The organism is Pseudomonas sp. P105 (assembly GCF_032614175.1).
In the GTDB taxonomy this organism is placed as follows: domain Bacteria; phylum Pseudomonadota; class Gammaproteobacteria; order Pseudomonadales; family Pseudomonadaceae; genus Aquipseudomonas; species Aquipseudomonas rhizophila.
The window spans coordinates 1,367,499-1,392,320 of record NZ_CP126693.1; the positions used below are offsets into that span (position 1 = coordinate 1,367,499).

The 24,822-nt window shown below is 60.5% G+C and carries 23 protein-coding genes; 7 read left to right on the top strand and 16 right to left on the bottom strand.

Going from position 1 to position 24,822, the window contains the following annotated elements:
* The first annotated feature begins 42 nt into the window (after window positions 1-42).
* Window positions 43-1,155 (top strand): OmpA family protein, encoded by a 1,113-nt coding sequence (locus QOM08_RS06145; protein WP_316912711.1) that lies wholly within the window; start codon window positions 43-45, stop codon window positions 1,153-1,155.
* A gap of 24 nt (window positions 1,156-1,179) precedes the next feature.
* Window positions 1,180-1,827: a pyridoxamine 5'-phosphate oxidase gene (pdxH, locus tag QOM08_RS06150; protein ID WP_047228401.1), complete on the top strand. Its 648-nt coding sequence runs from the start codon at window positions 1,180-1,182 to the stop codon at window positions 1,825-1,827.
* Here the strand turns inward: pdxH and QOM08_RS06155 are convergent.
* Window positions 1,824-2,060 (bottom strand): hypothetical protein, encoded by a 237-nt coding sequence (locus QOM08_RS06155; RefSeq protein WP_107321608.1) that lies wholly within the window; start codon window positions 2,058-2,060, stop codon window positions 1,824-1,826. The two genes, pdxH and QOM08_RS06155, sit on opposite strands and share 4 nt — an antisense overlap.
* Before the next feature lie 172 nt (window positions 2,061-2,232).
* Between QOM08_RS06155 and QOM08_RS06160 the strand changes: the two genes are divergently transcribed.
* Window positions 2,233-2,697 (top strand): glycine zipper 2TM domain-containing protein, encoded by a 465-nt coding sequence (locus QOM08_RS06160; protein WP_047228399.1) that lies wholly within the window; start codon window positions 2,233-2,235, stop codon window positions 2,695-2,697.
* Window positions 2,698-3,755: 1,058 nt separating this feature from the next.
* On the opposite strand, the gene nhaA is transcribed toward QOM08_RS06160, so the two are convergent.
* Window positions 3,756-4,946: a Na+/H+ antiporter NhaA gene (gene nhaA / locus QOM08_RS06165; RefSeq protein WP_047228398.1), complete on the bottom strand. Its 1,191-nt coding sequence runs from the start codon at window positions 4,944-4,946 to the stop codon at window positions 3,756-3,758.
* Window positions 4,947-5,209: 263 nt separating this feature from the next.
* Between nhaA and QOM08_RS06170 the strand changes: the two genes are divergently transcribed.
* A complete protein-coding gene (locus QOM08_RS06170; RefSeq protein WP_171061417.1) occupies window positions 5,210-6,307 on the top strand; it encodes a PLP-dependent cysteine synthase family protein in 1,098 nt (365 codons plus the stop codon).
* 154 nt (window positions 6,308-6,461) lie between these two features.
* On the opposite strand, the gene QOM08_RS06175 is transcribed toward QOM08_RS06170, so the two are convergent.
* The 3 genes from QOM08_RS06175 to QOM08_RS06185 all read right to left on the bottom strand — a co-directional run bounded on the left by QOM08_RS06175 (window position 6,462) and on the right by QOM08_RS06185 (window position 9,483).
* Complete coding sequence (locus QOM08_RS06175; protein ID WP_047228396.1) at window positions 6,462-8,075, bottom strand: NAD(P)/FAD-dependent oxidoreductase; 1,614 nt, start codon at window positions 8,073-8,075, stop codon at window positions 6,462-6,464.
* A 74-nt stretch (window positions 8,076-8,149) separates the two neighbouring features.
* Window positions 8,150-8,824: a COG3650 family protein gene (locus QOM08_RS06180; RefSeq protein WP_047228436.1), complete on the bottom strand. Its 675-nt coding sequence runs from the start codon at window positions 8,822-8,824 to the stop codon at window positions 8,150-8,152.
* Window positions 8,825-8,883: 59 nt separating this feature from the next.
* Window positions 8,884-9,483, bottom strand: a complete 600-nt coding sequence (locus tag QOM08_RS06185; RefSeq protein ID WP_188252306.1) for a short chain dehydrogenase — start codon at window positions 9,481-9,483, stop codon at window positions 8,884-8,886.
* 104 nt (window positions 9,484-9,587) lie between these two features.
* Here QOM08_RS06185 and QOM08_RS06190 point away from each other — a divergent pair, with 104 nt between their 5' ends.
* Window positions 9,588-10,502, top strand: a complete 915-nt coding sequence (locus QOM08_RS06190; RefSeq protein ID WP_316912712.1) for a LysR family transcriptional regulator — start codon at window positions 9,588-9,590, stop codon at window positions 10,500-10,502.
* Window positions 10,503-10,627: 125 nt separating this feature from the next.
* Here the strand turns inward: QOM08_RS06190 and QOM08_RS06195 are convergent, their stop codons facing one another.
* The 9 genes from QOM08_RS06195 to QOM08_RS06235 all read right to left on the bottom strand — a co-directional run bounded on the left by QOM08_RS06195 (window position 10,628) and on the right by QOM08_RS06235 (window position 18,285).
* Complete coding sequence (locus QOM08_RS06195) at window positions 10,628-11,104, bottom strand: DoxX family protein (protein ID WP_139050994.1); 477 nt, start codon at window positions 11,102-11,104, stop codon at window positions 10,628-10,630.
* Entirely contained in the window at window positions 11,101-11,871 is a 771-nt protein-coding gene (locus QOM08_RS06200) for a DUF2063 domain-containing protein (protein WP_139050993.1), read from the bottom strand. The genes QOM08_RS06195 and QOM08_RS06200 overlap by 4 nt, the downstream gene beginning before the upstream one ends.
* Complete coding sequence (locus QOM08_RS06205) at window positions 11,868-12,737, bottom strand: DUF692 domain-containing protein (protein WP_139050992.1); 870 nt, start codon at window positions 12,735-12,737, stop codon at window positions 11,868-11,870. Before QOM08_RS06205 ends, QOM08_RS06200 begins: the two co-directional genes overlap by 4 nt.
* Window positions 12,738-12,762: 25 nt before the next feature.
* Complete coding sequence (locus QOM08_RS06210; protein WP_139050991.1) at window positions 12,763-13,068, bottom strand: DUF2282 domain-containing protein; 306 nt, start codon at window positions 13,066-13,068, stop codon at window positions 12,763-12,765.
* Window positions 13,069-13,285: 217 nt separating this feature from the next.
* Window positions 13,286-13,987, bottom strand: coding sequence for an ABC transporter ATP-binding protein (locus QOM08_RS06215; RefSeq protein WP_047228389.1), 702 nt, complete (start codon window positions 13,985-13,987; stop codon window positions 13,286-13,288).
* The gene (livG, locus tag QOM08_RS06220) at window positions 13,988-14,755 is read right to left on the bottom strand and encodes a high-affinity branched-chain amino acid ABC transporter ATP-binding protein LivG (RefSeq protein ID WP_047228388.1); all 768 of its coding nucleotides are present in this window, start codon (window positions 14,753-14,755) and stop codon (window positions 13,988-13,990) included.
* Window positions 14,752-16,008: a high-affinity branched-chain amino acid ABC transporter permease LivM gene (locus QOM08_RS06225; protein WP_139050990.1), complete on the bottom strand. Its 1,257-nt coding sequence runs from the start codon at window positions 16,006-16,008 to the stop codon at window positions 14,752-14,754. Before QOM08_RS06225 ends, livG begins: the two co-directional genes overlap by 4 nt.
* Window positions 16,005-16,928, bottom strand: coding sequence for a high-affinity branched-chain amino acid ABC transporter permease LivH (gene livH / locus QOM08_RS06230; protein WP_047228386.1), 924 nt, complete (start codon window positions 16,926-16,928; stop codon window positions 16,005-16,007). The genes QOM08_RS06225 and livH overlap by 4 nt, the downstream gene beginning before the upstream one ends.
* A gap of 229 nt (window positions 16,929-17,157) precedes the next feature.
* Window positions 17,158-18,285, bottom strand: a complete 1,128-nt coding sequence (locus tag QOM08_RS06235) for a branched-chain amino acid ABC transporter substrate-binding protein (protein ID WP_092397014.1) — start codon at window positions 18,283-18,285, stop codon at window positions 17,158-17,160.
* A 339-nt stretch (window positions 18,286-18,624) separates the two neighbouring features.
* Between QOM08_RS06235 and QOM08_RS06240 the strand changes: the two genes are divergently transcribed.
* Window positions 18,625-18,930 (top strand): DUF2288 domain-containing protein, encoded by a 306-nt coding sequence (locus tag QOM08_RS06240; RefSeq protein ID WP_047228384.1) that lies wholly within the window; start codon window positions 18,625-18,627, stop codon window positions 18,928-18,930.
* Window positions 18,931-19,227: 297 nt separating this feature from the next.
* Here the strand turns inward: QOM08_RS06240 and QOM08_RS06245 are convergent, their stop codons facing one another.
* Complete coding sequence (locus QOM08_RS06245; RefSeq protein ID WP_047228435.1) at window positions 19,228-21,405, bottom strand: hypothetical protein; 2,178 nt, start codon at window positions 21,403-21,405, stop codon at window positions 19,228-19,230.
* A gap of 364 nt (window positions 21,406-21,769) precedes the next feature.
* Between QOM08_RS06245 and QOM08_RS06250 the strand changes: the two genes are divergently transcribed.
* On the top strand, window positions 21,770-23,119 hold the full coding sequence (locus QOM08_RS06250) for a spinster family MFS transporter (RefSeq protein ID WP_107321615.1): 1,350 nt from the start codon (window positions 21,770-21,772) through the stop codon (window positions 23,117-23,119).
* Window positions 23,120-23,257: 138 nt separating this feature from the next.
* Here the strand turns inward: QOM08_RS06250 and QOM08_RS06255 are convergent, their stop codons facing one another.
* A complete protein-coding gene (locus tag QOM08_RS06255) occupies window positions 23,258-24,793 on the bottom strand; it encodes an MDR family MFS transporter (RefSeq protein WP_171061415.1) in 1,536 nt (511 codons plus the stop codon).
* Window positions 24,794-24,822 lie beyond the last annotated feature (29 nt).

Here is a 24,822-nt window from a genome sequence, read left to right on the forward strand (position 1 = left end):
ACATGGCCTTTGTTTTTTTTTACATCATTTTGTGGATATCCAATGTCATTGAATAAATCTTTCGCTCTGGCGCTGTGCTTCGCTATCACCGGTTGCGCACAAACCCCACAAAATGATGCCGAGGGCGGCAGTGGCTGGTGGCCGTTCGGCGCCTCCGACAAGGTCGCGGCCAAAGAACCGACGTCAGCGGCGCCGCTGAAACCGGCTGCCGTCGCGCCACAAGCCAAGGCCGAGGGTGCCACTCACTGGTGGTGGCCGTTTTCTTCCGATGACGCCGCCGACGGCGTCGCCAAAAAAGTCGACGCCAAACCTGAAGTCAAGACGCCGGTTACCGTCGCCAAGGCTGAAGCTGAAAGCAACGGCAAGTGGTGGTGGCCATTCGGCGGTAAAGATCAGGAAACCGCCAAGACGGTGCCGATGCCGGATCCGAAAGTCACCCAGGCTTGGCTCGACGACTACGAGCCGAAATTGCGCACGGCCATCAAGGACAGCAAGCTCGAACTTGAACGCCGCGACGACGTGCTGGTGGTCACCGCACCGGTGGACGGCTCCTTCAACCCGGATCGTCCGGCCATGCTGCTGCCGGTGAGCCTCGGCCCGTTCACCCGCGTTGCGAAAATTCTGGAAGCTGATCCGAAAACAGCCGTGCTGATCCTCGGCCACGCCGACACGTCGGGCGCCGCGCCGGTCAACCTGAAGCTCAGCCAGGAACGCGCCCAATCCGTGGCGGCGATTTTCCGTCTCAGCGGCTTGCAGCGTGATCGCCTGATGCTGCGTGGCATGGGTTCGGTTGCGCCCCGTGCCGCCAATGACAGCGTTGAAGGTCGCGCTTTGAATCGTCGTGTCGAGCTGCTGGTCACGCCGCAAAACACCATGGTTGCGCTGCTGAGCAAGTACAACATGCCGGCCCCGGCGCCAGTAAGGTTGGTGGCGGTCCAGGACGTGAAACCTGCGGCTTTGGCGCCAGCGCCCGCGCCGGCGGCTAAAAAATCCAAGGCCGTTGCCAGCAAAAAAGCGCCGGCCAAGAAGGCCGCCGCCAAGGCTCCTGCCAAAAAAGCCCCGGCCAAGAAAGCGCCGGTGGCGAAGAAGCCGCAACCGACCAAAGCCGCTACCGATGCCAAGAAAGTCGCGGCTGCCGATGCATCCAAGCAGTGATGGGCTAACTACAAGGAACGCGCCATGACCCAGACGCTGGCTGATATGCGCCGCGACTACACCCGCGATGGCCTGACCGAGGCGCAGGCCCCGGCCGAGCCGTTCGCGCTGTTCCACCAGTGGTTCGCCGACGCGGTGAAAACCGAACAGGCGCCGGTGGAGGCCAACGCCATGACCTTGGCGACCGTGGATGCCGATGGGCGCCCGCACTGCCGGATCCTGCTGCTCAAGGGGCTCGATGCCCAAGGCTTCACGTTCTTCACCAACTACGAGAGCGCCAAGGGGCAGCAACTGGCCGCGAACCCGTTCGCGGCCATGACATTTTTCTGGCCGACGCTGGAGCGTCAGGTGCGTATCGAAGGCAAGGTGCAGAAGGTCACGGCGCAAGAGTCGGACGCCTATTATCAGGTACGGCCATTGGGCAGTCGCCTCGGGGCCTGGGCTTCACCTCAAAGCCGGGTGATTGCGGGTCGAGGTGAGCTGGAAGACTTGCTCAAGGCCACCGAACAACGCTTCAGTGACAGCCAGCCTCACTGCCCGGAGCATTGGGGGGGCTATCGTCTGCTGCCCGAGCGTATCGAATTCTGGCAGGGACGGGCCAGCCGTCTGCATGATCGCCTCAACTACCGCCTGCAAGAGGCGAGCTGGATCCGCGAGCGTCTGGCGCCTTAGCCCTGGGTATACCCTGCCGCCGCGGCCTGAAGCCATTGCGGCAGGTCGCGCCGCTTGATCCCTTGCTTCTGGGCGTGGGCCAATTGTTGCAGCATGTAAGTTTTTTTCAGCTCATCCTGCCCCGCCAAAGACAGCGCCAGATCGCGGTCCATCCAGCGTTTGATCCGCACGTACAGCCACCAATGAAAGTACAAACCGGCGACGGTGGTAGCGGCTATGATGAAATAATCCATGAGAAATCCTCAGGCCAGTGACGCGGATAGCGGAAATTGGCGCTACTGTTTGGGTGAATTTTTCGGGCGAGTCTGTATCCCACCTGAATGAAAACAATTTTATCCCGGCGAGGCCGTGACAGGCGTCAAGCTGCGGAGTTTAATGAATACCTGTCTTTTGGAGTTTGATGCTATGCGTAAGTCTGTTTTGCTGGTTGCTTCCTTTTCCACGATGGCGATGTTGCTCACTGGCTGTCAGTCGAGCCTGACCGGTGACTCCTATTCCCGTGACGAAGCGCGTCGCGTGCAGACGATTCGCATGGGGACCATTGAAGCCTTGCGTCCGGTCAAGATCGAAGGCACCAAGACCCCGATCGGCGGCGCGGCGGGTGCGGTGGTAGGTGGTGTGGGTGGCAGCGCCATCGGTGGTGGCCGTGGCAGTATCGTTGCTGCCGTGATCGGCGCCGTGGCCGGCGGCCTGATCGGCTCCGCGACCGAAGAAGGCCTGACCCGTACCCAGGGTGTGGAAATCACCGTTCGTGAAGACGACGGCAGCATGCGCGCCTATGTGCAGCAGGTTCAGGAAAACGAAGTGTTCCGTGTGGGTGAGCGGGTTCGTATTTCCACTGTGGATGGTACGAGCCGCGTATCGCACTAAGCTGGAATCGCTAAGAGAAAATCGCGCTTTTTCCTGAACGGGGAGGCGCGATTTTTTTTATGGCTTCGTTTCGGGGGGCGCGCGGCGTGTATATCCGTTTCTTCGGTAACGGCCACTGGCGGTTCCGCCCTTACGGCGGGTCACTTTCGAAAAGCGCGAAAGTAACCAAAGCGCTTCTGCCCCACCACTCGGCACCTCGCTTAGGCTCGGTGTGCCTGAACGAAGGCATTGCTCCGTGGGCCGCCGCGAAGGGCCATCCATGGCCCAGCGCGGCTAACCCGGCATCCATGCCGGGTTGCCCACTGCGCAATACCTTCGTTCAGCCAGCGTGGTTAACGGGGCGTCCAAGATCAACGTCCACCGCGAGGCGGCCTTATAGCCGGCCTGATTCTTGGTGGGACCGCGTTTCTCCTGTGGGAGCGGGCTTGCTCACGCAAGCGGTATCACAGTCGATGAAGATGTTGGGTGTGTTGGCCTTTTCGCGAACAAGCCCGCTCCCTCAGTGGTTCTGTGTTGGATATAAATTTGTGCTCACTGAAAGATCGAATGTGGGAGCGAGCCTGCTCGCGATGACGGCATCCAATTCAATCGCTATGTAACTGAACTATCGCAAGACTGAGAAGGCGGCTACACAGTTGACGAAGATGTTGCATGTGTCGACCTCTTCGCGAGCAGGCTCGCTCCCACAGGAAAAACGCGATCATCAAAAAAAACAGGTCGGCTATAAGGCCGCCTCGCGGAGGATGTTGATCTCGGACGCCCCGTTAACCACGCTGGCCGAACGCAGGCATTGTGGAGTGGGTATCCCGGCATGGATGCCGGGATAGCCGCGCTGGGCCATGGATGGCCCTTCGCGGCGGGCCCACGGAGCAATGCCGGAGTGAGGGCACACCGAGCCTAGGCGAGGTGCCGAGTGGTGGGGCAAAGCGTTTTTGGTTACTTTTGGCGCTCTTCCAAAAGTGACCCGCTGTAAGAGCGGAACCATAAGTGGCCGTCATCGAAGAAACGGATAAACACACCAATAAACACACAACAAACATCACCCCGATCAGGTAATTTTAGTTGGCTTTAAATGCTGTCTGCTTACGACTAGCCGCCGCTGTCACCGCATAACCCAGCAACGCCGCCAGGATCGAGCCAGTGAGAATACCCATCCGGTCCATACCGGCATACTCACTGGTACCGGGCGCGAACGCCAGGGAGCCGACGAACAGGCTCATGGTGAAGCCGATGCCGCACAGGATTGCCACGCCCAGTATCTGCCCCCAGTTGGCGCCGGCGGGCAGGCTGGCGATACCGATCTTGACCGCCAGCCAGGTCAGGCCGAAGACGCCGACGGTCTTGCCCAGCAACAGGCCGATGGCGATGCCCATCGGCACGTGATGGGTGAAGCTCTCGACGGTGACGCCGCTCAGGGACAGGCCGGCGTTGGCGAAGGCGAAGAGCGGCAGGATGCCGTAGGCCACCCAGGGGTGCAGGGCATGTTCCAGGGTCAGCAGCGGCGAGGTCTCGGCATTTTTTGTGCGCAGCGGAATGCAGAACGCCAGGGTCACACCGGCCAGGGTGGCATGGACACCGCTCTTGAGTACGCAGACCCAGAGAATCAGGCCGACAACCATGTAGGGGCCGAGCTTGACCACTCCCGCGCGGTTCATCGCCACCAGCGCGGCGATGCAGGCGGCTGCCAATACCAGTGACAAGGTCGACAGGGCGCCCGAGTAGAAGATGGCAATGATGATAATGGCGCCCAGGTCGTCGATGATCGCCAGGGTCATCAAAAACAGCTTGAGCGACACGGGTACCCGTTTGCCCAGTAGGGCCAGCACGCCAAGGGCGAAGGCGATGTCGGTGGCCGTTGGAATCGCCCAGCCTGCGAGGGCGGCCGGATTGTCGCGGTTGAGGAACCAGTAGATCAGGGCGGGGACGACCATGCCACCGATCGCTGCCGCACCCGGCAAGACGATCTGCGAGGGTTTCGACAGCTGTCCGTCGAGAACCTCACGTTTGACTTCGAGGCCGATGAGCAGAAAGAACATGGCCATCAGGCCGTCGTTGATCCACAACAACGCCGGTTTGGCGATTTTCAGCGCCCCGATCTGGGCCACCACAGGGGTGTCCAGAAAGTCCGTATAGAGCCACGACAGCGGTGAGTTATTGAGTATCAGGGCCAGCACGGCGGCGGCGATCAATAGCAGGCCGCTGGCAGCTTCCAACTGAAGGAAACGGGTCAAAGTATTACGTAGAGGCACGGTTGCTCTCCATGGATCAAATCAAAAAGATGGTCCACCCTAACCGGTACCGTTAGTTGTTAAAACAAAAGTTATATTCTTTTTTGTTATATGTCGTTACAACGCATGCAACGCGTGGTCAGGCAGTGACAGGCCATATTGGACCTTAGCTGTACCTGTGCGCGATGTCGGTTTTTTCCTAAGCTTGCGACTGGTTTTTCCGAGACAAGTCGTGCCTGCCTGTACGTCAGGTTCCTCGCGTCGCATTGATCCAGTGAGAAGACATCATGAATGACCACCGCCAGTGGGCGCGTGAAGCGATCCGTATCATCGAGGCTGACTTCCAGCGCAGCGCCGACACCCATCTGATTCCACTGGCGTTGCCAGGGCTGCCGGGTATCGAGTTGTACTTCAAGGATGAGTCCAGCCACCCCACCGGCAGCCTCAAGCATCGACTCGCCCGCTCGCTGTTTCTCTACGCGCTGTGTAATGGCTGGCTCAAGCCTGGCGCCCCGGTGATCGAGGCTTCAAGCGGATCGACGGCCATTTCCGAGGCTTACTTCGCGAGGCTTTTGGGCTTGCCCTTTATTGCTGTGATGCCGGCGACCACCTCCCGGGAAAAAATCGCACAGATCGCCTTCTATGGTGGCCAGAGTCACCTGGTGGACGATCCTACGCAGATCTACGCCGAGTCCGAGCGTTTGGCCCGTGAGCATGACGGCCACTTCATCGACCAGTTCACCTACGCCGAGCGCGCCACGGACTGGCGCGCCAATAACAACATTGCCGAATCGATCTTCCAGCAGATGCGTTTCGAGCGGCATCCGGAGCCGAGCTGGCTGATTTCCAGCCCCGGCACCGGCGGCACCACCGCGACCCTGGGTCGTTACGTACGCTACCGCCAGCACTGTACCCGTGTGCTGTGTGCCGACGCCGAGCGTTCGGTGTTTTTCGACTATTACCGCAGCGGCGATGCGAGCCTGCGCCTGGATTGTGGTTCGCGGATCGAAGGTATCGGCCGGCCAAGGGTCGAAGCGTCGTTTTTGCCCAAGGTGATCGATGCGATGGTCAAAGTGCCGGATGCCCTGTCGCTGGCGGCCATGCACTACCTGGCCCAGCGATTGGGCCGACGGGTCGGCGGATCCAGCGGCACCAACCTGATCGGCGCGCTGATCGCCGCCAGGCAGATGGTGCAGGCAGGTGAGATGGGCTCGATCGTGGCAATCTTGTGTGACGGCGGTGAGCGCTATGCCACGACCTATTACGATCCGGCGTGGCTCAAGGCCCAGGGCTATGAGCTGAGTGGATTGATGGACGCCGTGGCGGCGAGTGTGGAGCGGGGTGAGGCGCTGCCGGAAAGTGTGCTCCGAGCCAATATCTGAACACTGGAAAACACTGAATTTCCTTGTGGCAGCGAGCTTGTGTGGGAGCTGGGCTTGCCCGCGATAGCATCACCTCGGTTCACCTGATAGACCGAGCTGCCTGCATCGCGGGCAAGCCCAGCTCCCACAAAGCTTCTCCCGCAGTGGGTAGGGGTCAGGCCTTGAGGCCCAGGATATCCCGCGCCACCGCCTCGGCAATCCGGATTCCGTCCACGCCCGCCGAGAGAATCCCGCCCGCGTAGCCGGCGCCTTCGCCAGCCGGGAACAAGCCCTTGACGTTCAGGCTTTGCAACGTTTCGTCGCGGGTGATGCGCAGCGGCGACGAGGTGCGGGTTTCAATGCCGGTCAGCACGGCGTCATGCAGCGAGTAGCCGCGAATCTGCTTTTCGAACGCCGGCAGGGCTTCACGGATGGCTTCGATGGCGAAGTCGGGCAGGGCCAAGGCCAGGTCGCCCAAAGACACTCCCGGTTTGTAGGACGGCTCGACGCTGCCCAGCGCCGTAGACGGTTTGCCGGCAATGAAGTCGCCCACCAGTTGTGCCGGGGCTTCGTAGTTGCTGCCACCGAGCACGAAAGCGTGGGATTCCAGACGCTCCTGCAATTCGATGCCCGCCAAGGGGCCGCCCGGGTAATCCACTTCAGGCGTAATGCCCACCACGATGCCGGAGTTGGCGTTGCGCTCGTTGCGTGAATACTGGCTCATGCCGTTGGTCACGACGCGGTTCGGCTCGGAGGTGGCCGCCACTACGGTGCCGCCCGGGCACATGCAGAAGCTGTACACCGAGCGACCGTTCTTGGCGTGGTGCACCAGTTTGTAATCGGCGGCGCCAAGCTTCGGGTGGCCGGCATATTTGCCCAGGCGCGCGCTGTCGATCAGCGATTGCGGGTGTTCGATGCGGAAACCCACCGAGAACGGCTTGGCTTCCATGTACACGCCGCGGCCGTGGAGCATGCGGAACGTGTCCCGGGCGCTGTGGCCCAGGGCCAGAATCACATGTTTTGAATGAATACGTTCGCCACTGGCCAGTTCAACACCGACCAACTGGCCGTCCTCGATCAACACATCCGTGACCCGCTGCTGGAAGCGAACTTCGCCGCCCAGGGCGCGAATCTGCTCACGCATGTTTTCCACGACGCCTGTCAGACGGAACGTACCGATGTGCGGCTTGCTGACGTAGAGGATTTCTTCCGGCGCGCCGGCCTTGACGAATTCGTGCAGGACTTTGCGACCCAGGAACTTGGGATCCTTGATCTGGCTGTAGAGCTTGCCGTCGGAGAACGTCCCCGCACCGCCTTCGCCGAACTGCACGTTGGATTCGGGGTTGAGCACGCTTTTGCGCCACAGGCCCCAGGTGTCCTTGGTGCGCTGGCGCACTTCGGGGCCGCGCTCGAGGATGATCGGTTTGAAGCCCATCTGTGCCAGCAACATGGCGGCGAAGATCCCGCACGGGCCGAAGCCGACCACGATCGGCCGTTCGCTCAGGTCAGCCGGTGCCTGGCCCACCACTTTATAGCTGACATCCGGCGCCTGGTTGACGTTACGGTCATCGGCGAACTTGCGCAGCAAGCCGGCTTCATCGCGCACCGTCAGGTCGATGGTGTAGATGAAGCACAGTTCGGAGGACTTCTTACGCGCGTCGTAGCTGCGTTTGAACAGGGTGAAGTCGAGCAGGTCATCGCTGGCGATGCCCAGGCGCTGCACGATGGCTGGGCGCAGGTCTTCTTCGGGGTGGTCGATCGGCAGCTTGAGTTCGGTGATTCGTAACATGACAGGATCCGGTTCGCGGGACGCACAACTGCGCCAGGGCGTGAGCCGGCGATTATAAGCCAAAAACCTTCGAATCAGTCGTTACGCGCACCGCCGAAGTAAGCGCAGCCGCGCTGGACCTGACCGTTGACCCGCAGCTCGGCGCTCATGTGTTGCACGCTGCCGGTCACGCTGTCGACGCAGCGCTGGGGAGTGACCCAAAGCTCGACCTTCTGACCGTTGGCTTCGGTGCCGAGATTGAAGCGGCCATCACCCAGTTGTTCCTCAACGAAAGGCACTGCCAGAGGCGGCTGGCCCTCACGTTCGAGCACCAGGCCTTTGCCGCTGGCGTTCAGATTCCACTCGGGGCCATGGCCGGTGGCGCGCAGGAGCAGCCGCTTGAAGTCGGCGTCGTCGCAAGCGCTGCCCGAACGCTCCAGGCGATACAACTGCTCAAGATTCAACTGGCTGTCGGTACCGGCCGCTGCGCTGGTGACGATATGGCCGCGCACATCGGCAAACAGTTTGCCCTGATCATCGGCCAGGCTGGCGGCCTGTTGCAGTACGCTGGTGCCGCCGCTGTCGTTGACGATGTAGCGACGCTGCTCCTGGCAGGGCTGGAACACCAGCTTGCCATCGGCCGCCGTAAGTTCGCCCTGCATGCGCATCTGGCCGGCATGGGAAACGCTCTGGGGTGGAGCGTCGAGCAACTGGCAGCCGGCGAAAAGCGGCAGGAGGGCGACAAACAGCAGGGAACGGGCGGCACGCATCATTGAGTCTCCAGACAAGTGCCGCCACGTTACGCAGACTGATCCTGCATCACAAGAGGTCAACCGACGTGAAAGGTCTGGCCAGTCTGCAGGCCTTCGACACTCTTGGCGTAGGCCAATGCGACATCGGCGGCTGGTACCGGCTTATAGCCACGGAAGTACGGGGCATAGTTGTCCATGGCTTCGAGCAGCACGTTCGGACTGACCGAGTTGACCCGCAAGCCCCGGGGCAATTCGATTGCCGCGGCACGCACGAAACTGTCCAGGGCACCGTTGACCAGCGCCGCCGACGCACCGCTTCTGATCGGATCGTGGCTGAGCACGCCAGTGGTGAAGGTGAAGGACGCACCGTCATTGGCGAATTCGCGGCCGATCAGCAGCAGGTTGACCTGGCCCATCAGTTTGTCTTTCAAACCCAGGGCGAAGCTGTCCTGCGTCATCTCGTCCAAGGGCGCAAAGGTGACGTTGCCCGCGGCGCAGACCAGTGCATCGAAGCGACCGGTTTTCTCGAACAGGGCACGGATCGAAGAGTTGTCACTGATATCCACGTGCAGGTCGCCGCTGTGACGGCCGATGCGCACAATCTCGTGACGCGGCGACAGTTCTTTATCAATGGCCGAACCGATGGTGCCGCTGGCGCCGATCAACAGGATTTTCATTAGCTGTTCCTCAATGGGCTGGATGAGATTGCAGTCTAGAGAGGTTCTTTCTCTTGATAATCGTGGTAATAGGCAACCTTTGGTTTTCAATTGGAAACAATCCGATGAGCGAAATGGACGACCTGGCGGCGTTCGCCGTGTTGATCGAGGCCGGTAGTTTCACCCTGGCGGCCCAGCAATTGGGCTGCAGCAAGGGCCAGTTGTCCAAGCGCATCAGCCTGCTGGAGAGTCGGTTTTCGGTGGTGTTGCTACAGCGCACCACGCGGCGCTTGAGTCTCACGGCAGCGGGGGCGGCGTTATTGCCCCAGGCCCAGGCGTTATTGGTGCAGGTGCAAAGGGCGCGTCAGGCCCTGGCTCGCCTGAAGGATGAAATTTCCGGGCCGGTGCGTATGACGGTTCCGGTGTCGTTGGGCGAAACCTTCTTTGAGGGTTTGCTGACGGAGTTCGCCCAGCGTTACCCCGACGTGCAGATCGAACTGGAGCTCAACAATGGCTACCGGGATCTGTCCCGTGATGGTTTCGACCTGGCGATCCGCTCCGACGCTGCCCTCGATGAGCGCCTGGTGGCGCGTCCGCTGCTGGCCTGGCATGAGCTGACCTGCGCCAGCCCGGCCTACCTCGAACACTACGGCGAACCCCTGACGCCCCAGGGCCTGGCCGAACATCGTTGCCTGCTCAACAGTCATTACAGCGGCCGCGAGGAATGGCTCTATCACCAGCAACACGAATTGTTGCGGGTGCGGGTATCGGGACCGTTCGCCAGCAATCACTACAGCCTGCTGAAAAAAGCCGCCCTGGCCAACGCCGGGATCGCCCGGTTGCCGTCCTATCTGTTGCATGAGGAATTGGCTGACGGACGTTTGCGCTGGTTACTCAGGGATTTTCAGACCCGTCGCATGCCGATGTACCTCGTGCACCCGTACCAGGGCGGTTTGCCCAAGCGCACCCAGGTGCTGGCCGATTATCTGATCGACTGGTTCAAGCGCAGTGGCGAGGCGCTGGATCGACTTCAGCGATAGCAAGGCATCACACGAACCTTGTGGGAGCGAGCCTGCTCGCGATAGCGGTGGGTCAGGCAACAATTGTGCTGAAGCTGACACTGCTATCGCGAGCAGGCTCGCTTCCACAGGAGTCCCGATCTTGATCAGCGAGCGTAGTGCCTGGCGATCAGGTGGTCGAGCGACAGCTTGCCCGGCCCGCGCGCCATCAGATAAAGCAGTACCGCCGCCCAGGTGCCATGGGTCGGATAGGCGTCGGGGTAGACGAACAGTTGAATGGTCAAGGTCATGCCCAGCAGGGCCAGGGCCGAGAAGCGTGTCGCCAGGCCAAACAGGATCAGGATCGGGAACACATGCTCGGCCACTGCCGCCAGATGCGCTGCCAGTTCTGGCGACAACAGCGGCAAGGCGTATTCGCTTTTGAACAGGGGAATGGTCGAATCGGCCAGTCGCGGCAGGCCGAGCTGGAAGGTGCCGTCGATCAGGTCGATGGCCAGGCCTTCGATTTTGGTCTGGCCGGATTTCCAGAACACCGCCGCGATGCAAAAGCGCCCAACGAAGGCGATCAGGCTGTGAGGGATTTTATCCAGCCATTCAATGGAGCGAGTGATCAGGGCGTTCATGGCAATACCTGCTCGGCTAACAGATGGGTGACGGCTTGATGGCTGATGAGCTGCGCCAGGGTGTGCTCCAGTTCCAGATCGCTGTCGCGCCTGGTTGCAGCATCAATGGCCGCGCTCAGGAAACAACCTTGCAGCAGGTCCTTGATGAAATCATGGGCGCCGGGACTGATCGCAAACACTTCCACGTCCAGGTTGTTGCGCAGCACCAGGGCGCATTGCGGCGTGAAGGGGTCGACCGGCATGACGGGCTCTTGCTGATGGGCGGCCCAGATCGCCACCACGGCGAAGGGCGATTGCAACAGGTGCAGTGACGGATGAAGGCCAACCCTCAGATGATCATGGGATGCCGGCGATGACAGCACTTGCATGACCCGTTCTGCATCCATGGGCCGGGCGTCGGCGGCGTGCCAGGCTTGCACCTGCAGGCGCTCCAGTCGGGCGACATCCGCCAGATACGGCACGCTGGCGGCGGGTTCGAAATGTTCGATGAACCCGGCAAAGTCGGCACCGTAGTCACTCATGACTGGGCTTCGCGGTGCGGCGCACTGGACGTACATTCCGGCCATGGCGCCGAAGAACTCCTCGCCCACCAGTTGCGCCACCACCGGATAGTTGTCGGCCAGGGCGTTGATCAATGAGCTGAGCACGTTGTTGCGATACACCGCGAACCGGCTCTCTGGATCGGCGCCGGTGGCGCAGGTCAAACCCTGCGGACAAGCTTTGCGCGGGTCGAGCAGGGCGGCGGCGAATTCGCTGTAGCGGCTCATGGCTGGACCCTGGCGGCGTTTAATAGTTGGTCGGCCTGACCGGCTTCGGCCAACAGCACTGCCAACGCCGGGATGTGGTTGTCGCGCTCGATCAGCGTGGCGACTGGCCCGGTCCGCGCCAGTACCGTGCGATACAAGCGCCAGACCTCGTTATCGATTGGCGCACCGTGGTCATCGATCAGCAAACGCTCGCCCAGGCTGTCGGAATCTTCGGCAAACCCGGCCAGATGAATTTCGCCGGTGGCCTGCAGGGGCAGTGCGTCGAGGTAAGCCTGGGGATCACGGCAATGGTTGATGCATGAAACGTAGACGTTGTTCACATCCAGCAGCAGTCCGCAGCCAGTGCGACGGATGACTTCACTGATGAAGTCAGGCTCGTCGAGGGTCGAGTCCTCGAACGCCAGATAAGTGGCCGGGTTTTCCAGCAGCAGTGTGCATTTGAGGCTGGACTGGACCTGATCGACGTGTTCGCAGACGCGCCTGAGCGTCGTTTCATCGTAGGCCAGGGGCAGCAGATCGTTGAGAAACACCGGGCCATGGCTGGACCAGGCCAGGTGTTCGGAAAAAGACTGGGGCTGATAGCGTTCGATCAGTGTGGCCAGGCGCTGCAAATGCGCAACATCCAGCGGCCCCTCTCCACCGATCGACAGGCCGACGCCGTGCAGTGACAGCGGATACTGTTCGCGTATCCGCCCCAGGAAGTGATGAAACGGCCCGCCGGCCACCATGTAGTTTTCCGCGTGCACTTCGAAGAAACCCAGATCCGGTCGGGTCTGGAGCACTTCACGAAAATGCTCGGTCTTGAGCCCCAACCCAGCCCTTGGCGGTAGCCGGGTATCGGTGGCGAGGGAGGGGGCTTTCGACATGGAGATTGGCCTCAGGCAGATGCGATCAAGACTTGGCTTTGAACGCTTCGAGCTGGCCGAAACCAGTCGGGGAGGTTTTGCTTTCCATGGTGGTGCAAGTGCCTTTAGGGACCGATTTCCAAGCGTTGGCCTGATAGTCCATTTTCGCGGTGCCGGCACAGGTGGTGCCAGCGCCGGCGGCGCAGTCGTTCTTGCCTTTGAGAGCGACACCGAAGCATTTTTCCATGGTGTCGTCGGCGGCATGGACAGTCGAGACGCCTGTCATGCTCAAGGCAGAGCCAAGTGCCAGGGCCAGGGCGGCGGCGGACAGGGTGCGGGTCGAAGCAGTCATGATGATTCTCCAGTTTCAGGAAATGAACCGGCGTTAGCGCCGGTCTGCTGAACTAGAGAGGGGGTAGGGGAATGCGTTACAGCAGGTTCTCGATTTTTTTTGTTTGTTTCGAAATCCATTGTGGCGAGGGGATAAATCCCCTCGCCACAACAGCATTCACTTGAGAACTGGGCAAAAAAAAACGGCCCGAAGGCCGTTTTCTCATGCAGCAACAGACTCAACCGCCCAGATACGCCTCGCGTACTTTCGGGTCGGTCAACAGCGCCTCACCCGTGCCTTGCATCACCACGCGGCCGTTCTCCAGCACGTACGCCCGGTCAGCGATTTTCAGCGCCTGGTTGGCGTTCTGCTCCACCAGGAATACCGTCACGCCATCCTTGCGCAGTTGTTCGATGATGTCGAAGATCTGCTGGATGATGATCGGCGCCAGGCCCAGGGACGGTTCGTCGAGCAGCAACAACTTGGGCTTGCTCATCAGCGCACGGCCGATGGCGAGCATTTGCTGTTCGCCGCCGGACATGGTGCCGCCGCGCTGGCTAAAGCGTTCTTTCAGGCGGGGGAAAAGGTGCAGCACCTTGTCCATTTGCTCCTGAAAATCACCCTTTTCGGTGAAAAAACCGCCCATGGCGAGGTTTTCTTCCACGGTCAGTCGGGCAAATACCCGACGGCCTTCCGGCACCACGGCGATGCTCTTGCGCATGATTTGCGAAGAGTCCTGGCCCACCAGTTCCTCACCCATGTAGCGGATGCTGCCACTGTGGGCCTGGGGCGAACCGCAGAGCGTCATCAGCAGGGTGGATTTGCCGGCACCGTTGGCACCGATCAGCGTCACGATTTCGCCCTGGCGGACTTCGACGTTGACGCTGTGCAGGGCCTGGATCTTGCCATAGAAGGTGGAAACGTTTTCGAACTGCAGCATTTACGCTTCCCCCAGGTAGGCTTTGATCACTTCAGGATTGTCGCGGATCTGTTCCGGCGAACCGTCGGCCAGCGGCGTGCCTTGGTTGATCACGACGATATGGTCGGAAATGCTCATGACCAGCTTCATGTCGTGCTCGATCAGCAGCACGGTGACATCGTGCTCCTCGCGCAGCACGCCGATCAGCGCTTTGAGGTCTTCGGTTTCCTTCGGGTTCAGGCCAGCGGCCGGTTCGTCGAGCATGAGGATCCGCGGGCGGGTCATCATGCAGCGGGCGATTTCCAGACGCCGTTGCTGACCGTAGGCCAGGGTGCCGGCGGTACGGTTGGCGAACTCCTTGAGATTGACCTTCTCCAGCCAGTACTCGGCGAACTCCATGGCCTCGCGTTCGCTCTTGCGGAACGCCGGGGTCTTGAACAGACCGGCAAAGAAGTTGGTGTTCAGGTGGCGATGCTGGGCGATCAACAGGTTCTCGACCGCCGTCATGTCCTTGAACAGCCGCACGTTCTGGAAGGTGCGCACCACACCCTTGCGGGCGATGTGGTGACCAGGCAGGCCCTGGATCGGCTCGCCGTCCAGCAGGATCGTGCCGCCGGTAGGCTGATAGAAGCCGGTCAGGCAGTTGAACACGGTGGTCTTGCCCGCGCCGTTCGGCCCGATCAATGCAACGACCTGTTTCTCTTTCACGGTCAGGGCCACGCCATTGACCGCCAGCAAGCCGCCGAAGCGCATGCTCAAGTTTTCGACTTTCAGGATCTCGCGGCTCATTTGCGCAGCTCCATGTGCGGGCGTTGCATAGGCAGCAGACCTTGAGGACGCCAGATCATCATCAGCACCATCAAGGCGCCGAACATCAACATGCGGTATTCGCTGAATTCACGCATCATTTCAGGCAACAGGATCATCACGATTGCCGCCAGGATCACACCCAGCTGCGAGCCCATCCCACCCAGCACCACGATGGCGAGGATGATCGCCGACTCGATGAAGGTGAAGGATTCCGGCGTCACCAGGCCCTGACGGGCAGCAAAGAAGCTACCGGCGAAACCGGCGAAGGCGGCACCGAGGGTGAAAGCCGAAAGCTTGATCACGGTCGGGTTCAGACCCAGGGCACGGCAGGCGATCTCGTCTTCACGCAGCGCTTCCCACGCACGGCCGATAGGCATGCGCAGCAGGCGGTTGATGACGAACAGCGCAGCCAGGGCCAGCAACAGCGCAACCAGGTAGAGGAAAATCACCTTGTTGATCGAGTTGTAGGGCAGTCCGAAGTACTCGTGGAAGGTCTGCAGACCTTCGGCGGCTTTGCGTTCGAAGGTCAGGCCGAAGAACGTTGGCTTCTCGATGTTGCTGATGCCGTTCGGGCCGCCGGTGATGTCGGTCAGGTTGCGCAGGAACAGACGGATGATCTCGCCGAAACCCAGGGTCACGATTGCCAGGTAGTCACCGCGCAAGCGCAGCACCGGGAAACCCAGCAGGAAACCGAAGGTGGCGGCCATCATCCCGGCAATTGGCAGGCAGATCCAGAAGCTCAAGCCGAAGTAATGGGACAGCAGCGCGTAGCTGTAGGCGCCGACGGCATAGAAGCCGACGTAACCCAGGTCCAGCAGACCGGCCAGCCCTACCACGATGTTCAGGCCCAGGCCCAGCATCACGTAGATCAGGATCAGGGTGGCGATGTCCACCGCACCGCGAGAGCCGAAAAACGGCCAGACCAACGCGATGACGATCAGGCCCAGGATGATCCAGCGCTGGGTAGTCGGCAGGGTCAGGAAGTTGCTGGCCTTGGCCGGGACTATCGGAAGGCCTGGCGAGGCCTTCCAGGCGGCGCTGATCTGCGTGCTGAACAACACCCGCAGGAACATCAGCACCGAACACACGGCGATGGTCGCCAGGATGGCGGGGCTGGTGCCGTGCACTTCTAGGTCGATGCCCACGATGGTCAGTTTCAGGCCGAGTACCGGGTACGCGACCGCCCAGACCAACAGCGCGCTGAAGAGCGCCGATTTAAGATGTTTAGTCATACCTTCTCAACCTCCGGACGGCCCAGGATGCCGGTCGGCCGGAACAGCAGCACCAGAACCAACAAGCCGAACGCCACGACGTCCTTGTATTGATCGCCGAAGATGTCGGCACCAAAGGCTTCCGCCACGCCCAGCACCAGCCCGCCGAGCATGGCTCCGGGGATGCTGCCGATGCCGCCCAGTACCGCAGCGGTGAAGGCCTTCAGGCCCACGAGGAAACCGGCGTTGGGGTTGATCACGCCGTATTGCATGCTCAGCAGCACGGCGGCGATGGCCGCCAGGGCCGCGCCGATGACGAAGGTCAGGGCAATGATGTTGTTGGTGTTGATGCCCAGCAGGTTGGCCATCTTGATGTCCTCGGCGCAGGCGCGGCAGGCGCGGCCCAGGCGGGAACGGGAGATGAACAGCGTCAGGCCGAGCATGGCGACCAGGGTCACCACGAACACCACGATTTGCATGTAGGAAATCAGCACTTCCTGTGCCCCCCCTGGCCCGAAGGTAAAGTTACCCGGAATCAGGTTGGGAATGGATTTGTCCTTGGAGTCTTGCGACAGCAGAACGGTGTTCTGCAGGAAGATCGACATGCCGATGGCCGAAATCAGCGGGATCAGACGGTTGCTGCCGCGCAAGGGGCGGTAGGCGATCCGTTCGATGCTGTAGCCATAGGAACTGGTCACCACGATGCTCGCGATGAACGCCGCGGTCATTAACAGCGGGACACTGTCGAGTCCCATCATGGCCAGCCCGGCGATGGCGATGAACGCCACGTAGGAGCCGATCATGTACACCTCGCCGTGGGCGAAGTTGATCATTCCAATGATGCCGTAAACCATCGTATAGCCGATGGCGATCAGGGCATACGTGCTGCCAACGGTCAGGCCGTTAACCAGCTGTTGGAAGAAGTGATAGATGTCAGGCATTACAGCGCTCCTAAAAACCTGATACGCATTTCACTGGTGGAGTCATTTTCCCGCCCGGCCCCGTGGATCTGCATCCACTTCGAGCACGAGGTTTGCCAGCGAACCGCTGATGACGGTTTTGAGATTTTCAGGTGGGGAGACTGGCGGATCACGCCAGCGCGGCCCAATACATTTAAAACAAAGCCCACGGCACGCCGTGGGCTTTATTGGCAGTCAGTCAGGCCAGGCCTTACTGAGGCGAAGCTTCGGTTTTAGGTTTGCCGAAATGCCACTGGTAAACCACAAACTTGAAGTCCTTCAGGTCGCCCTTGTCGTCGAAGCTCAGGTCACCGGTCGGGGTCTTGAAAGTACCGGCGTGGATGGCTTCAGCCACTTTTTCCGGGTCTTCGCTCTTGGCTTCGGTGATGGCCTGGGCAATCACTTGAACGGCCGAGTAGGACGGGAACACGAACGGACCGCTCGGGTCTTCCTTCTTGGCTTTGAACGCGTCAGCCAGGGCGATGTTGGCCGGATCCTGGTCGAAGGATTTCGGCAGGGTCACCAGCAAACCTTCGGAAGCTTCCTTGGCGATCTGCGAGATCGAGTCGTTACCCACGCCTTCCGGACCCATGAACTTGGCGTTCAGGCCTTTTTCCTGGGATTGACGCAGGATCAGGCCCAGCTCCGGGTGGTAGCCGCCGTAGTAGACGAAGTCGACGTTGGCTTGCTTGAGCTTGGCGATCATCGAGGAGAAGTCTTTGTCGCCGGCGTTCACGCCTTCGAACACGGCGACTTTAACGCCTTTCTTCTCAAGGGTCGTTTTCACGGCACTGGCGATACCTTCGCCGTATTGCTGCTTGTCGTGCAGGACCGCAACGACTTTCGGCTTGACGTGGTCGGCAATGTAGTTACCGGCGGCAGGGCCCTGGGCGCTGTCCAGGCCGATGGTGCGGAAGATCATCTTGTAGCCGCGAGCGGTGATGTCCGGGCTGGTAGCGGCTGGCGTGATCATGATCACGCCTTCGTCTTCATAGATGTCCGAAGCCGGTTGGGTGGAGCTGGAGCACAGGTGGCCGACCACGAACTTGACGCCGTCGTTGACGACTTTGTTCGCCACCGCGACTGCTTGTTTTGGATCACAGGCGTCATCGTATTCAACGGCGACCAGTTGTTTGCCGTTGACGCCGCCCTTGGCGTTGATCTGCTCGATGGCCATTTTGGAGCCACTGAATTGCATGTCGCCGTACTGGGCTACGGGGCCGGTTTTTGGGCCGGCGATGCCGATCTTGATGGTGTCGGCGGCGAACGAATGGCTGGCAACCCCGGCCAGAACCATAGCGGCAAACAGTTTGGAAATCTGCTTAGTAGCCTTAGTCATAGTGCTCCACTCATGCTGTTGTAGTTTTTATAGTCCTGGCGCCGAAGCAGCAGAACCGGGTCAGATATCTTGGATATCCTCGCGGAAAATGCCCCCGGCAACTGTACCGGTACAGTGTAGAGCGCCGATTGTTGGCAAGGGAAGCTGGCGCTTGGGGGCAAAACCTGAGGGTGTCGCTTAATTGAAAGAAAAAGACAGAATGGCGGCGGGGTTCGTCCGGACAAATCGGCAATCCCTGGCTTTCCTGCGCTTTCCAATCGGTACTCCAATTGCTACCGGGTTTTTCTGCCAGACCACCGACGTTATCATTCGCGCCGATTTCTTTTCCGGACAGCTCCCATGAATCAAGAACCTAGCACCCTCTATGCCAAACTGCTTGGTGAAACCGCATCCATCACCTGGAAGGAGCTGGAGCCGTTCTTTGCCAAGGGTGCCCTATTGTGGGTCGACCCGGCCCTGGATCTGATCGCCGCGGCCGAGGCCGTTGCCCAGGACGAAGGTACCAAAGTCGCCGCCTGGCTGGCTGCCGACCAGTTGGCCAAGCTGTCTGAAACGCGGGCGCTGGACTTTTTCGAACGCGATCCGCAGCTATGGGCGGTAGTGGTTTCACCGTGGATTATGGTCCAGGAAAGGGCATCGGTTTGATGCCTGCACCAAGTTGGTTCGTATTTTCTGCAGAGTAAAAGTGTGTAGGTGAGTAGCGTGATGGCATCCTGCCGTGGTGAAACGCCACAGCGGAGGGTGACGTATACGTAACGGGAACAGTTTATTGGGCAGCCGGTGGGCTGCTTAATTGTTTCTGAATGTTGATTTTGTGTTGTGGTCAAGGCCGCCAATCGCGAGCAGGCTCGCTCCCACATTAATCGCGTTCTTTCTGAGAAACGCGGTTCACTGTGGGAGCGAGCCTGCTCGCGATTGGCGCGACGCGGTCCTGCGCCAGCCTCAATAAGTCTTGCCCGTATGGTTATTCAGGGAAATAACCTTGGTCTTGCCGATGCGGTGACGGTAGATCTCACGCAAATACTTGATCGCCTTTTTCACGCAGTCGCGGGACAGGCGGATGTCATTGATCGAGACAAACTTGTCTTTGTCGCTGATCAGCTCGCGGTATTTCTTCTCGTACATCGGCTTGATCGCGTACCAGTTGGTGTCGAGGATCTTCGCCGGGTTTTCGAACTCGTTGAGCAGATCGTCGATGCGCTCTTCGTCGAAGTCTTCGTTGATGATGAAGTCCAGGATCGAGTTGTCCAGGGTGTCATCGAAGCGATACGGGGTGCGGGCAAAACAGCGCTTGATGAACGCCACGATCAGGGTCAGGAAGTCATCCGACAGGCAGGGGCTCTTGGCGATCAGGGTGGTCAGCGACAGGTTGGCCGAGGCACCGATCACCAGCGCGTAACGCTTGAGGGTGGTGTTGGGGAACAGGCTGTTGAGGTGGGTCTTGAGCCGGTTCAGGTCCATGTAGGACAGCTTGTAGTCCTTGGGCAACGAGACGATCGACACCACCGACGAGCAGTTCTTGAAGAAGTGCAGGTCATGCAGGGCCGCGGCGTCGTAGCCGGAATTCTTGTACTGCTCCAGCGAGGCGCGGTAGCGCTTGGATTCGATCGGCAACAGGCTGATGCCTTCGATGGCCTGGGTGACTTTGTTGAAGTGCGGCAGGTCGATGGAGCGGAAGAACAGGTCGTCGATGTTCAGGCGCGGCGGCTCCTTCTCGAACACCTTGAACTTGTCGCCGCTGGGCGCTGGGGTTTCCGGAACGACGGACTCGGCGTAGGCAATCGCCACCGGGCCGGCCAGGCTCATGAACAGGTCGTTGGCGTCCAGGCGAATGGTTTCGCCAATGTCGATGCCGGCGCGACGGAAGTAGTTCTGGTCGTAGTCGGTGGTCACTGCCTGGGCGGTCAGGATGTTGAAGATCTGCTGGGAGATGTACTGGTTGGCGTGCTTCTCCATGGCATTGACATCGATGTTCTGGATGTTGCCGTCATCGCTCTCTTCGGCGTAGCGCATGATGTCGTTGGAGATCAGCATCATCGCGTTCCAGGGCCGGATGCGGCCCATCACGCTGGCTTCGCTGCTGTCTTCGTTGGCGAAGTTGTACGAGAAATCCCATTCTTCCGACAGGTACTTGCACAGCAGGCGTCCGGCGTTGATGTGCAGCGCCTCGGACATTTCGCTGCGGTGATCGGAAATGTTAGGCAGTACGCAAATGCCGCTGGTGAAGATCGGCTCGAAGACGAAGGAATGACCGCTCTTGCTGTCGTGTTCGTCCATCGGCTTGGTGTCGAACGTCTTGTTCATGTACGAGTACTGCTGAGCCAGGCCGAACTCCGAGGCCATGCCCGAACCGGTACCGCCACCGGCACTGAAGATCGAGAAGTACAGGCGCGACTGGTTGGCCTTGATGCCGCAGCTGTCGATCAGGTACGAGTGGATCATCTTCCAGTCGGGGCTGGAGAAACGCTGGGTGTCCTTGTTCAGGATGATCTTGGCCAGGTACTGGCCCAGGATCGGCGCGTTACCGGCGCCCCCGGCATGGACTTCCGACAGGTCCATGATTTTCATTTTGCTGTAGTCGCGCAAAAAGCCGCTTTTTTCGCCTTTGCGCGAAAAACGGATGCGTCCGGCGATGTCCTTGTCCAGGTCGCCGAGCATCACCAGCGGCTCAACCAAAAACACCGGCTTGCTCACCTTGCTGGTGCCCAGGCGCAAATTGTTGCGGATCCACTGCGCCGGGCTGTAACCCTTGTCGCTGTAGCCCTTGTCTTCGGCATTGAATTCGTTGAGGTAGAACTTGCGGGCGTTGTACACCAGCTCGGCTACGTCCAGGGCGATGTTGGAGCCACAGCGACCCAGGCCGATCAGGCATACGGACGGGAACTCCTGCTGATCGCGTTCGCTTTCGTCGTCCACCAGGTGCGGCGGGCGCGGGAACACGCTGTCACGCAGGCCGTCGAGGTTGTCGAGGATGCGGTCGGTGTTGGTTTCGGTGAAATACAGATACTGCTGAGTCGACAGGGAACGTGAGCGCCTCGGCGGCTTCGGGGTTTCAGGACCGTTGGCGGCCGGGCTCAACGTAAGATCGGATACTGCAGTGGCTGTTTTTTTAGAGGTCATTGTGCGCCATATGCCTGAACTGGTCGGTTCGATGACCACTGTCATCAAACCATCGCGGATGGGAGCTCGCGTCCTTGACGGCGCGAAGGTCGGCCCAAGCGTTCAGGGGGGGCAGCCTGAGCAGCGCTCGGGAAAATCTTTCCTGATAGGTTGAATCGGCCATCGGAAGGCGATCTTTAGTCGAAATAAGGCAAAATGATGTCAATTGCTTCAGGGAATTGACCATAGTCACTAAACACGCCGCCCGCCATGGCCGGGTATCAGTCATGCGAATGATTGGAGACAGTCTGCGCGCCGCTGTCTAGATTGCAGACTCCGGGTTCGGATGCCTCGCCGTGCCCCATAACAATAAAGAGACGGACCCATGCAGAACTCGACCCAAGCGGCGAATGCCTGGCGCATTCTGTTCCTGCTGTTCCTGGCCAACCTGTTCAACTTCTTTGACCGCACCATCCCGGCGATCATCATCGAGCCGATCCGTATGGAGTGGAGCCTCAGCGACTTCCAGATCGGCATCATCGGCACCGCCTTCACCATCGTTTACGCCATCGCCGGGCTGCCGCTGGGGCGCATGGCCGATACCGGTTCGCGCAGCAAGTTGATGGGCTGGGGCCTGGCGACCTGGAGCGGGCTGACGGCGGTCAATGGCTTGGTGGGCAGTTTCTGGGCGTTTCTGGTGGTACGCATGGGCGTGGGGATCGGTGAAGCCAGTTACGCGCCAGCGGCCAACTCGCTGATCGGTGATCTGTTTCCGGCCCACCGTCGGGCGCGGGCCATGGGCATTTTCATGCTGGGCCTGCCGATCGGTCTGCTGCTGGCGTTCTTCACCATCGGGGCGATGGTCAAGGCCTTCGACAGCTGGCGCGCGCCGTTCTTTATCGCGGCGGTGCCGGGGCTGGTGCTGGCGGTGTTCATGTTTTTCATCAAGGAGCCCAAGCGCGGCGCGGCGGAAGCGGTGCAGATCTCCCAGGAAAAAATCGACAAGCCGATCCGTCGGGTGCTGGCGATTCCTACTTTTCTGTGGCTGGTGTTGGCGGGGCTGTGTTTCAACTTCGCCACCTATGCCTGCAACTCGTTCCTGGTACCCATGTTACAGCGCTATTTCCTGATGCCGCTGCACGACGCGGCGGTTGCCACCGGGATCATGGTGGGCGTGACCGGGCTGTTCGGGTTGACCCTGGGCGGCTGGATTGCCGACAAGATTCATCAACGGGTGCCCAACGGACGCCTGCTGTTCGCCGCGTTCAGCCTGGTGATCTCCACGGCCACCACCGCTTGGGCGTTGTATGCCGGACGGATTGAAATTGGTGTGTTCGTTGCGGTGTTCAGTGTCGGCTGGCTGTTTGCCTATACCTTTTATACGTGCGTATACACGGCGATCCAGGACGTAGTCGAACCGCGTCTGCGGGCCACGGCGATGGCGTTGTTCTTTGCCGGGTTGTATCTGTTGGGCGGAGGCATGGGGCCGGTGGTGGTGGGTGGCTTGTCTGACTACTTTGCCCATGCGGCCATGGCCGCGACCGGCGCCTCGCAGATGACCGAGGCGTTCAAGGCCATTGGTTTGCATGACGCGATGTTCCTGATTCCGGTGGCGCTGTTCCTGACCATGGTGTTCCTGTTCCTGGCGTCGCGCTGTTTCGTGCGCGATGCCAAGCGGATGAAGGATGGGATGAGTGGGGTGGCGCCGCTGGAGGGAGTGGTGGCGCCGGCTTGAAGAGATTTTGTGGCAATGATGCTTTTGTGGCGAGGGAGCTTGCTCCCGCTGGGCTGCGAAGCGGCCCCAAAAATGTTGCGGTCGCTGCGCAACCGAGCGGGAGCAAGCTCCCTCGCCACAGAGATCGTGTGTTACAGGTTATTGAGCCTTGTCATCCCGCCCACGCAACACGCGATTGGGCATCGCCACTGCCGCCGCCAGCCCCAACAACGACACCGCGGCGCTGATCAGCAACAAATGCCGGAACGTCGTCTGCAATTGCTGACGCAAGGCGTGTTGTGCTTCGCCGGGGGCAGCGTTCAATCCATCCAGCAAAACATTGCCGGAATGCCCTTCACCCAACGGCGACGAACCGGCGAATTGGGCAACGCTTGAGTCCTGCAGCAAGGCCAGCAGCAACGCCGACATCAGCGCTACACCCACGGCGCCGCCGAGGGAGCGGAACAGGTTGGTGGTGCTGGTGGCGACCCCGATGTCCTGTTGTTGCACCGAATTTTGCGACCCCACCAGCGAAGTCGGGAACTGCATGCCGGAAGCGATACCGCTGAGCAGCATGAACAGGCTGCTGAGCCAGAACGCGTCGGGCGGGGTGAAGGCCATGCCGAGGATCGCAAACGGGAAGAGCAGGGCGCCGCTGAGGATCATCGGTTGGTAGTGGCCAGTGATCGAGGTACGGCGTCCGGCGAAATAAGCACCTATGGGCAACCCCATCGCCAGCGGCAACAAGTGCAACGCTGCGCTGTCGGCGCCAGCCCCGGTCACGCTCTGATAGCGCAACGGCACCAGCACGGTCAGGGAAATCGCCTGGAAACTGGTGAAAAACACCGTGCACCAGCACAACACGGCGTTGCGGTTGACGAACAGGTGCATCGGTAACAACGGTTCCCGAGCCCGGCGCTCCTGCCAGATGAACACTGACAATGCCACCACGGCGCAACCCAGCAGCCCCAGTACCTCTCTGCTGTGCCAGGCGTGGCCCTGGCCAACCTCGGTGATGCCCAGCAGCAGCGCGGTCAGGCCGATGATCAACAGCACGGTGCCCAGGTAATCGATGATCGGCTTACGGTGCGGCACCGGCAACCCGACGAGGGTGCGCCGGGCAATCAGCCAGGCCCCCAGGCCCAAGGGCAGGTTGATCAGGAACACCCAGCGCCACGACAGGTACTCGGTCATGTAGCCGCCCAATACCGGCCCCGCCACACTGGCCAGCGCATACATGCTGCTGAAATAGCCCTGATAACGGCCACGTTCGCGGGGCGGCACGATGTCGCCGATGATCGCCTGGCTCACCGAGATCATCCCGCCGGCGCCGATGCCCTGGAAAATGCGCGCCAGCACCAGTTGCTCCATGTTTTGCGCCAGCCCACAGAACAGTGAGGCCAGGGTGAACAGCCCCATGCCGAACAGCATCAACGGCCGCCGACCGTAGAGGTCACCGAGCTTGCCGTAGATCGGCACCGCCACGGTCATGGCGACCATGTAGCCGGAAATCACCCAGGCCAGCAGGCCGACATCACCCAATTGGGCGGAAATGGCCGGCATCGAGACGGCGACGATGGTCTGGTCCAATGCGCCGAGAAAAATCGCCAGCATCAGGGCCACCAGCACACTACGGATGGCAGGCTGTGGGGCTTGGGAGGTATGGAGTTGAGTCAAGGCAGAACCTGCGGGCATCACGCCTGGGGGGCGAATAGGACTGAGCC

Coding starts and splice junctions, on each gene's coding strand:
- QOM08_RS06145 (WP_316912711.1), top strand. CDS start 43: ATGTCATTGAATAAATCTTTCGCTCTGGCGCTGTGCTTCGCTATCACC.
- pdxH (WP_047228401.1), top strand. CDS start 1,180: ATGACCCAGACGCTGGCTGATATGCGCCGCGACTACACCCGCGATGGC.
- QOM08_RS06155 (WP_107321608.1), bottom strand. CDS start 2,060: ATGGATTATTTCATCATAGCCGCTACCACCGTCGCCGGTTTGTACTTT.
- QOM08_RS06160 (WP_047228399.1), top strand. CDS start 2,233: ATGCGTAAGTCTGTTTTGCTGGTTGCTTCCTTTTCCACGATGGCGATG.
- QOM08_RS06175 (WP_047228396.1), bottom strand. CDS start 8,075: ATGTTACGAATCACCGAACTCAAGCTGCCGATCGACCACCCCGAAGAA.
- QOM08_RS06180 (WP_047228436.1), bottom strand. CDS start 8,824: ATGCGTGCCGCCCGTTCCCTGCTGTTTGTCGCCCTCCTGCCGCTTTTC.
- QOM08_RS06185 (WP_188252306.1), bottom strand. CDS start 9,483: ATGAAAATCCTGTTGATCGGCGCCAGCGGCACCATCGGTTCGGCCATT.
- QOM08_RS06190 (WP_316912712.1), top strand. CDS start 9,588: ATGAGCGAAATGGACGACCTGGCGGCGTTCGCCGTGTTGATCGAGGCC.
- QOM08_RS06195 (WP_139050994.1), bottom strand. CDS start 11,104: ATGAACGCCCTGATCACTCGCTCCATTGAATGGCTGGATAAAATCCCT.
- QOM08_RS06200 (WP_139050993.1), bottom strand. CDS start 11,871: ATGAGCCGCTACAGCGAATTCGCCGCCGCCCTGCTCGACCCGCGCAAA.
- QOM08_RS06205 (WP_139050992.1), bottom strand. CDS start 12,737: ATGTCGAAAGCCCCCTCCCTCGCCACCGATACCCGGCTACCGCCAAGG.
- QOM08_RS06210 (WP_139050991.1), bottom strand. CDS start 13,068: ATGACTGCTTCGACCCGCACCCTGTCCGCCGCCGCCCTGGCCCTGGCA.
- QOM08_RS06215 (WP_047228389.1), bottom strand. CDS start 13,987: ATGCTGCAGTTCGAAAACGTTTCCACCTTCTATGGCAAGATCCAGGCC.
- livG (WP_047228388.1), bottom strand. CDS start 14,755: ATGAGCCGCGAGATCCTGAAAGTCGAAAACTTGAGCATGCGCTTCGGC.
- QOM08_RS06225 (WP_139050990.1), bottom strand. CDS start 16,008: ATGACTAAACATCTTAAATCGGCGCTCTTCAGCGCGCTGTTGGTCTGG.
- livH (WP_047228386.1), bottom strand. CDS start 16,928: ATGCCTGACATCTATCACTTCTTCCAACAGCTGGTTAACGGCCTGACC.
- QOM08_RS06235 (WP_092397014.1), bottom strand. CDS start 18,285: ATGACTAAGGCTACTAAGCAGATTTCCAAACTGTTTGCCGCTATGGTT.
- QOM08_RS06240 (WP_047228384.1), top strand. CDS start 18,625: ATGAATCAAGAACCTAGCACCCTCTATGCCAAACTGCTTGGTGAAACC.
- QOM08_RS06245 (WP_047228435.1), bottom strand. CDS start 21,405: ATGACCTCTAAAAAAACAGCCACTGCAGTATCCGATCTTACGTTGAGC.
- QOM08_RS06250 (WP_107321615.1), top strand. CDS start 21,770: ATGCAGAACTCGACCCAAGCGGCGAATGCCTGGCGCATTCTGTTCCTG.
- QOM08_RS06255 (WP_171061415.1), bottom strand. CDS start 24,793: ATGCCCGCAGGTTCTGCCTTGACTCAACTCCATACCTCCCAAGCCCCA.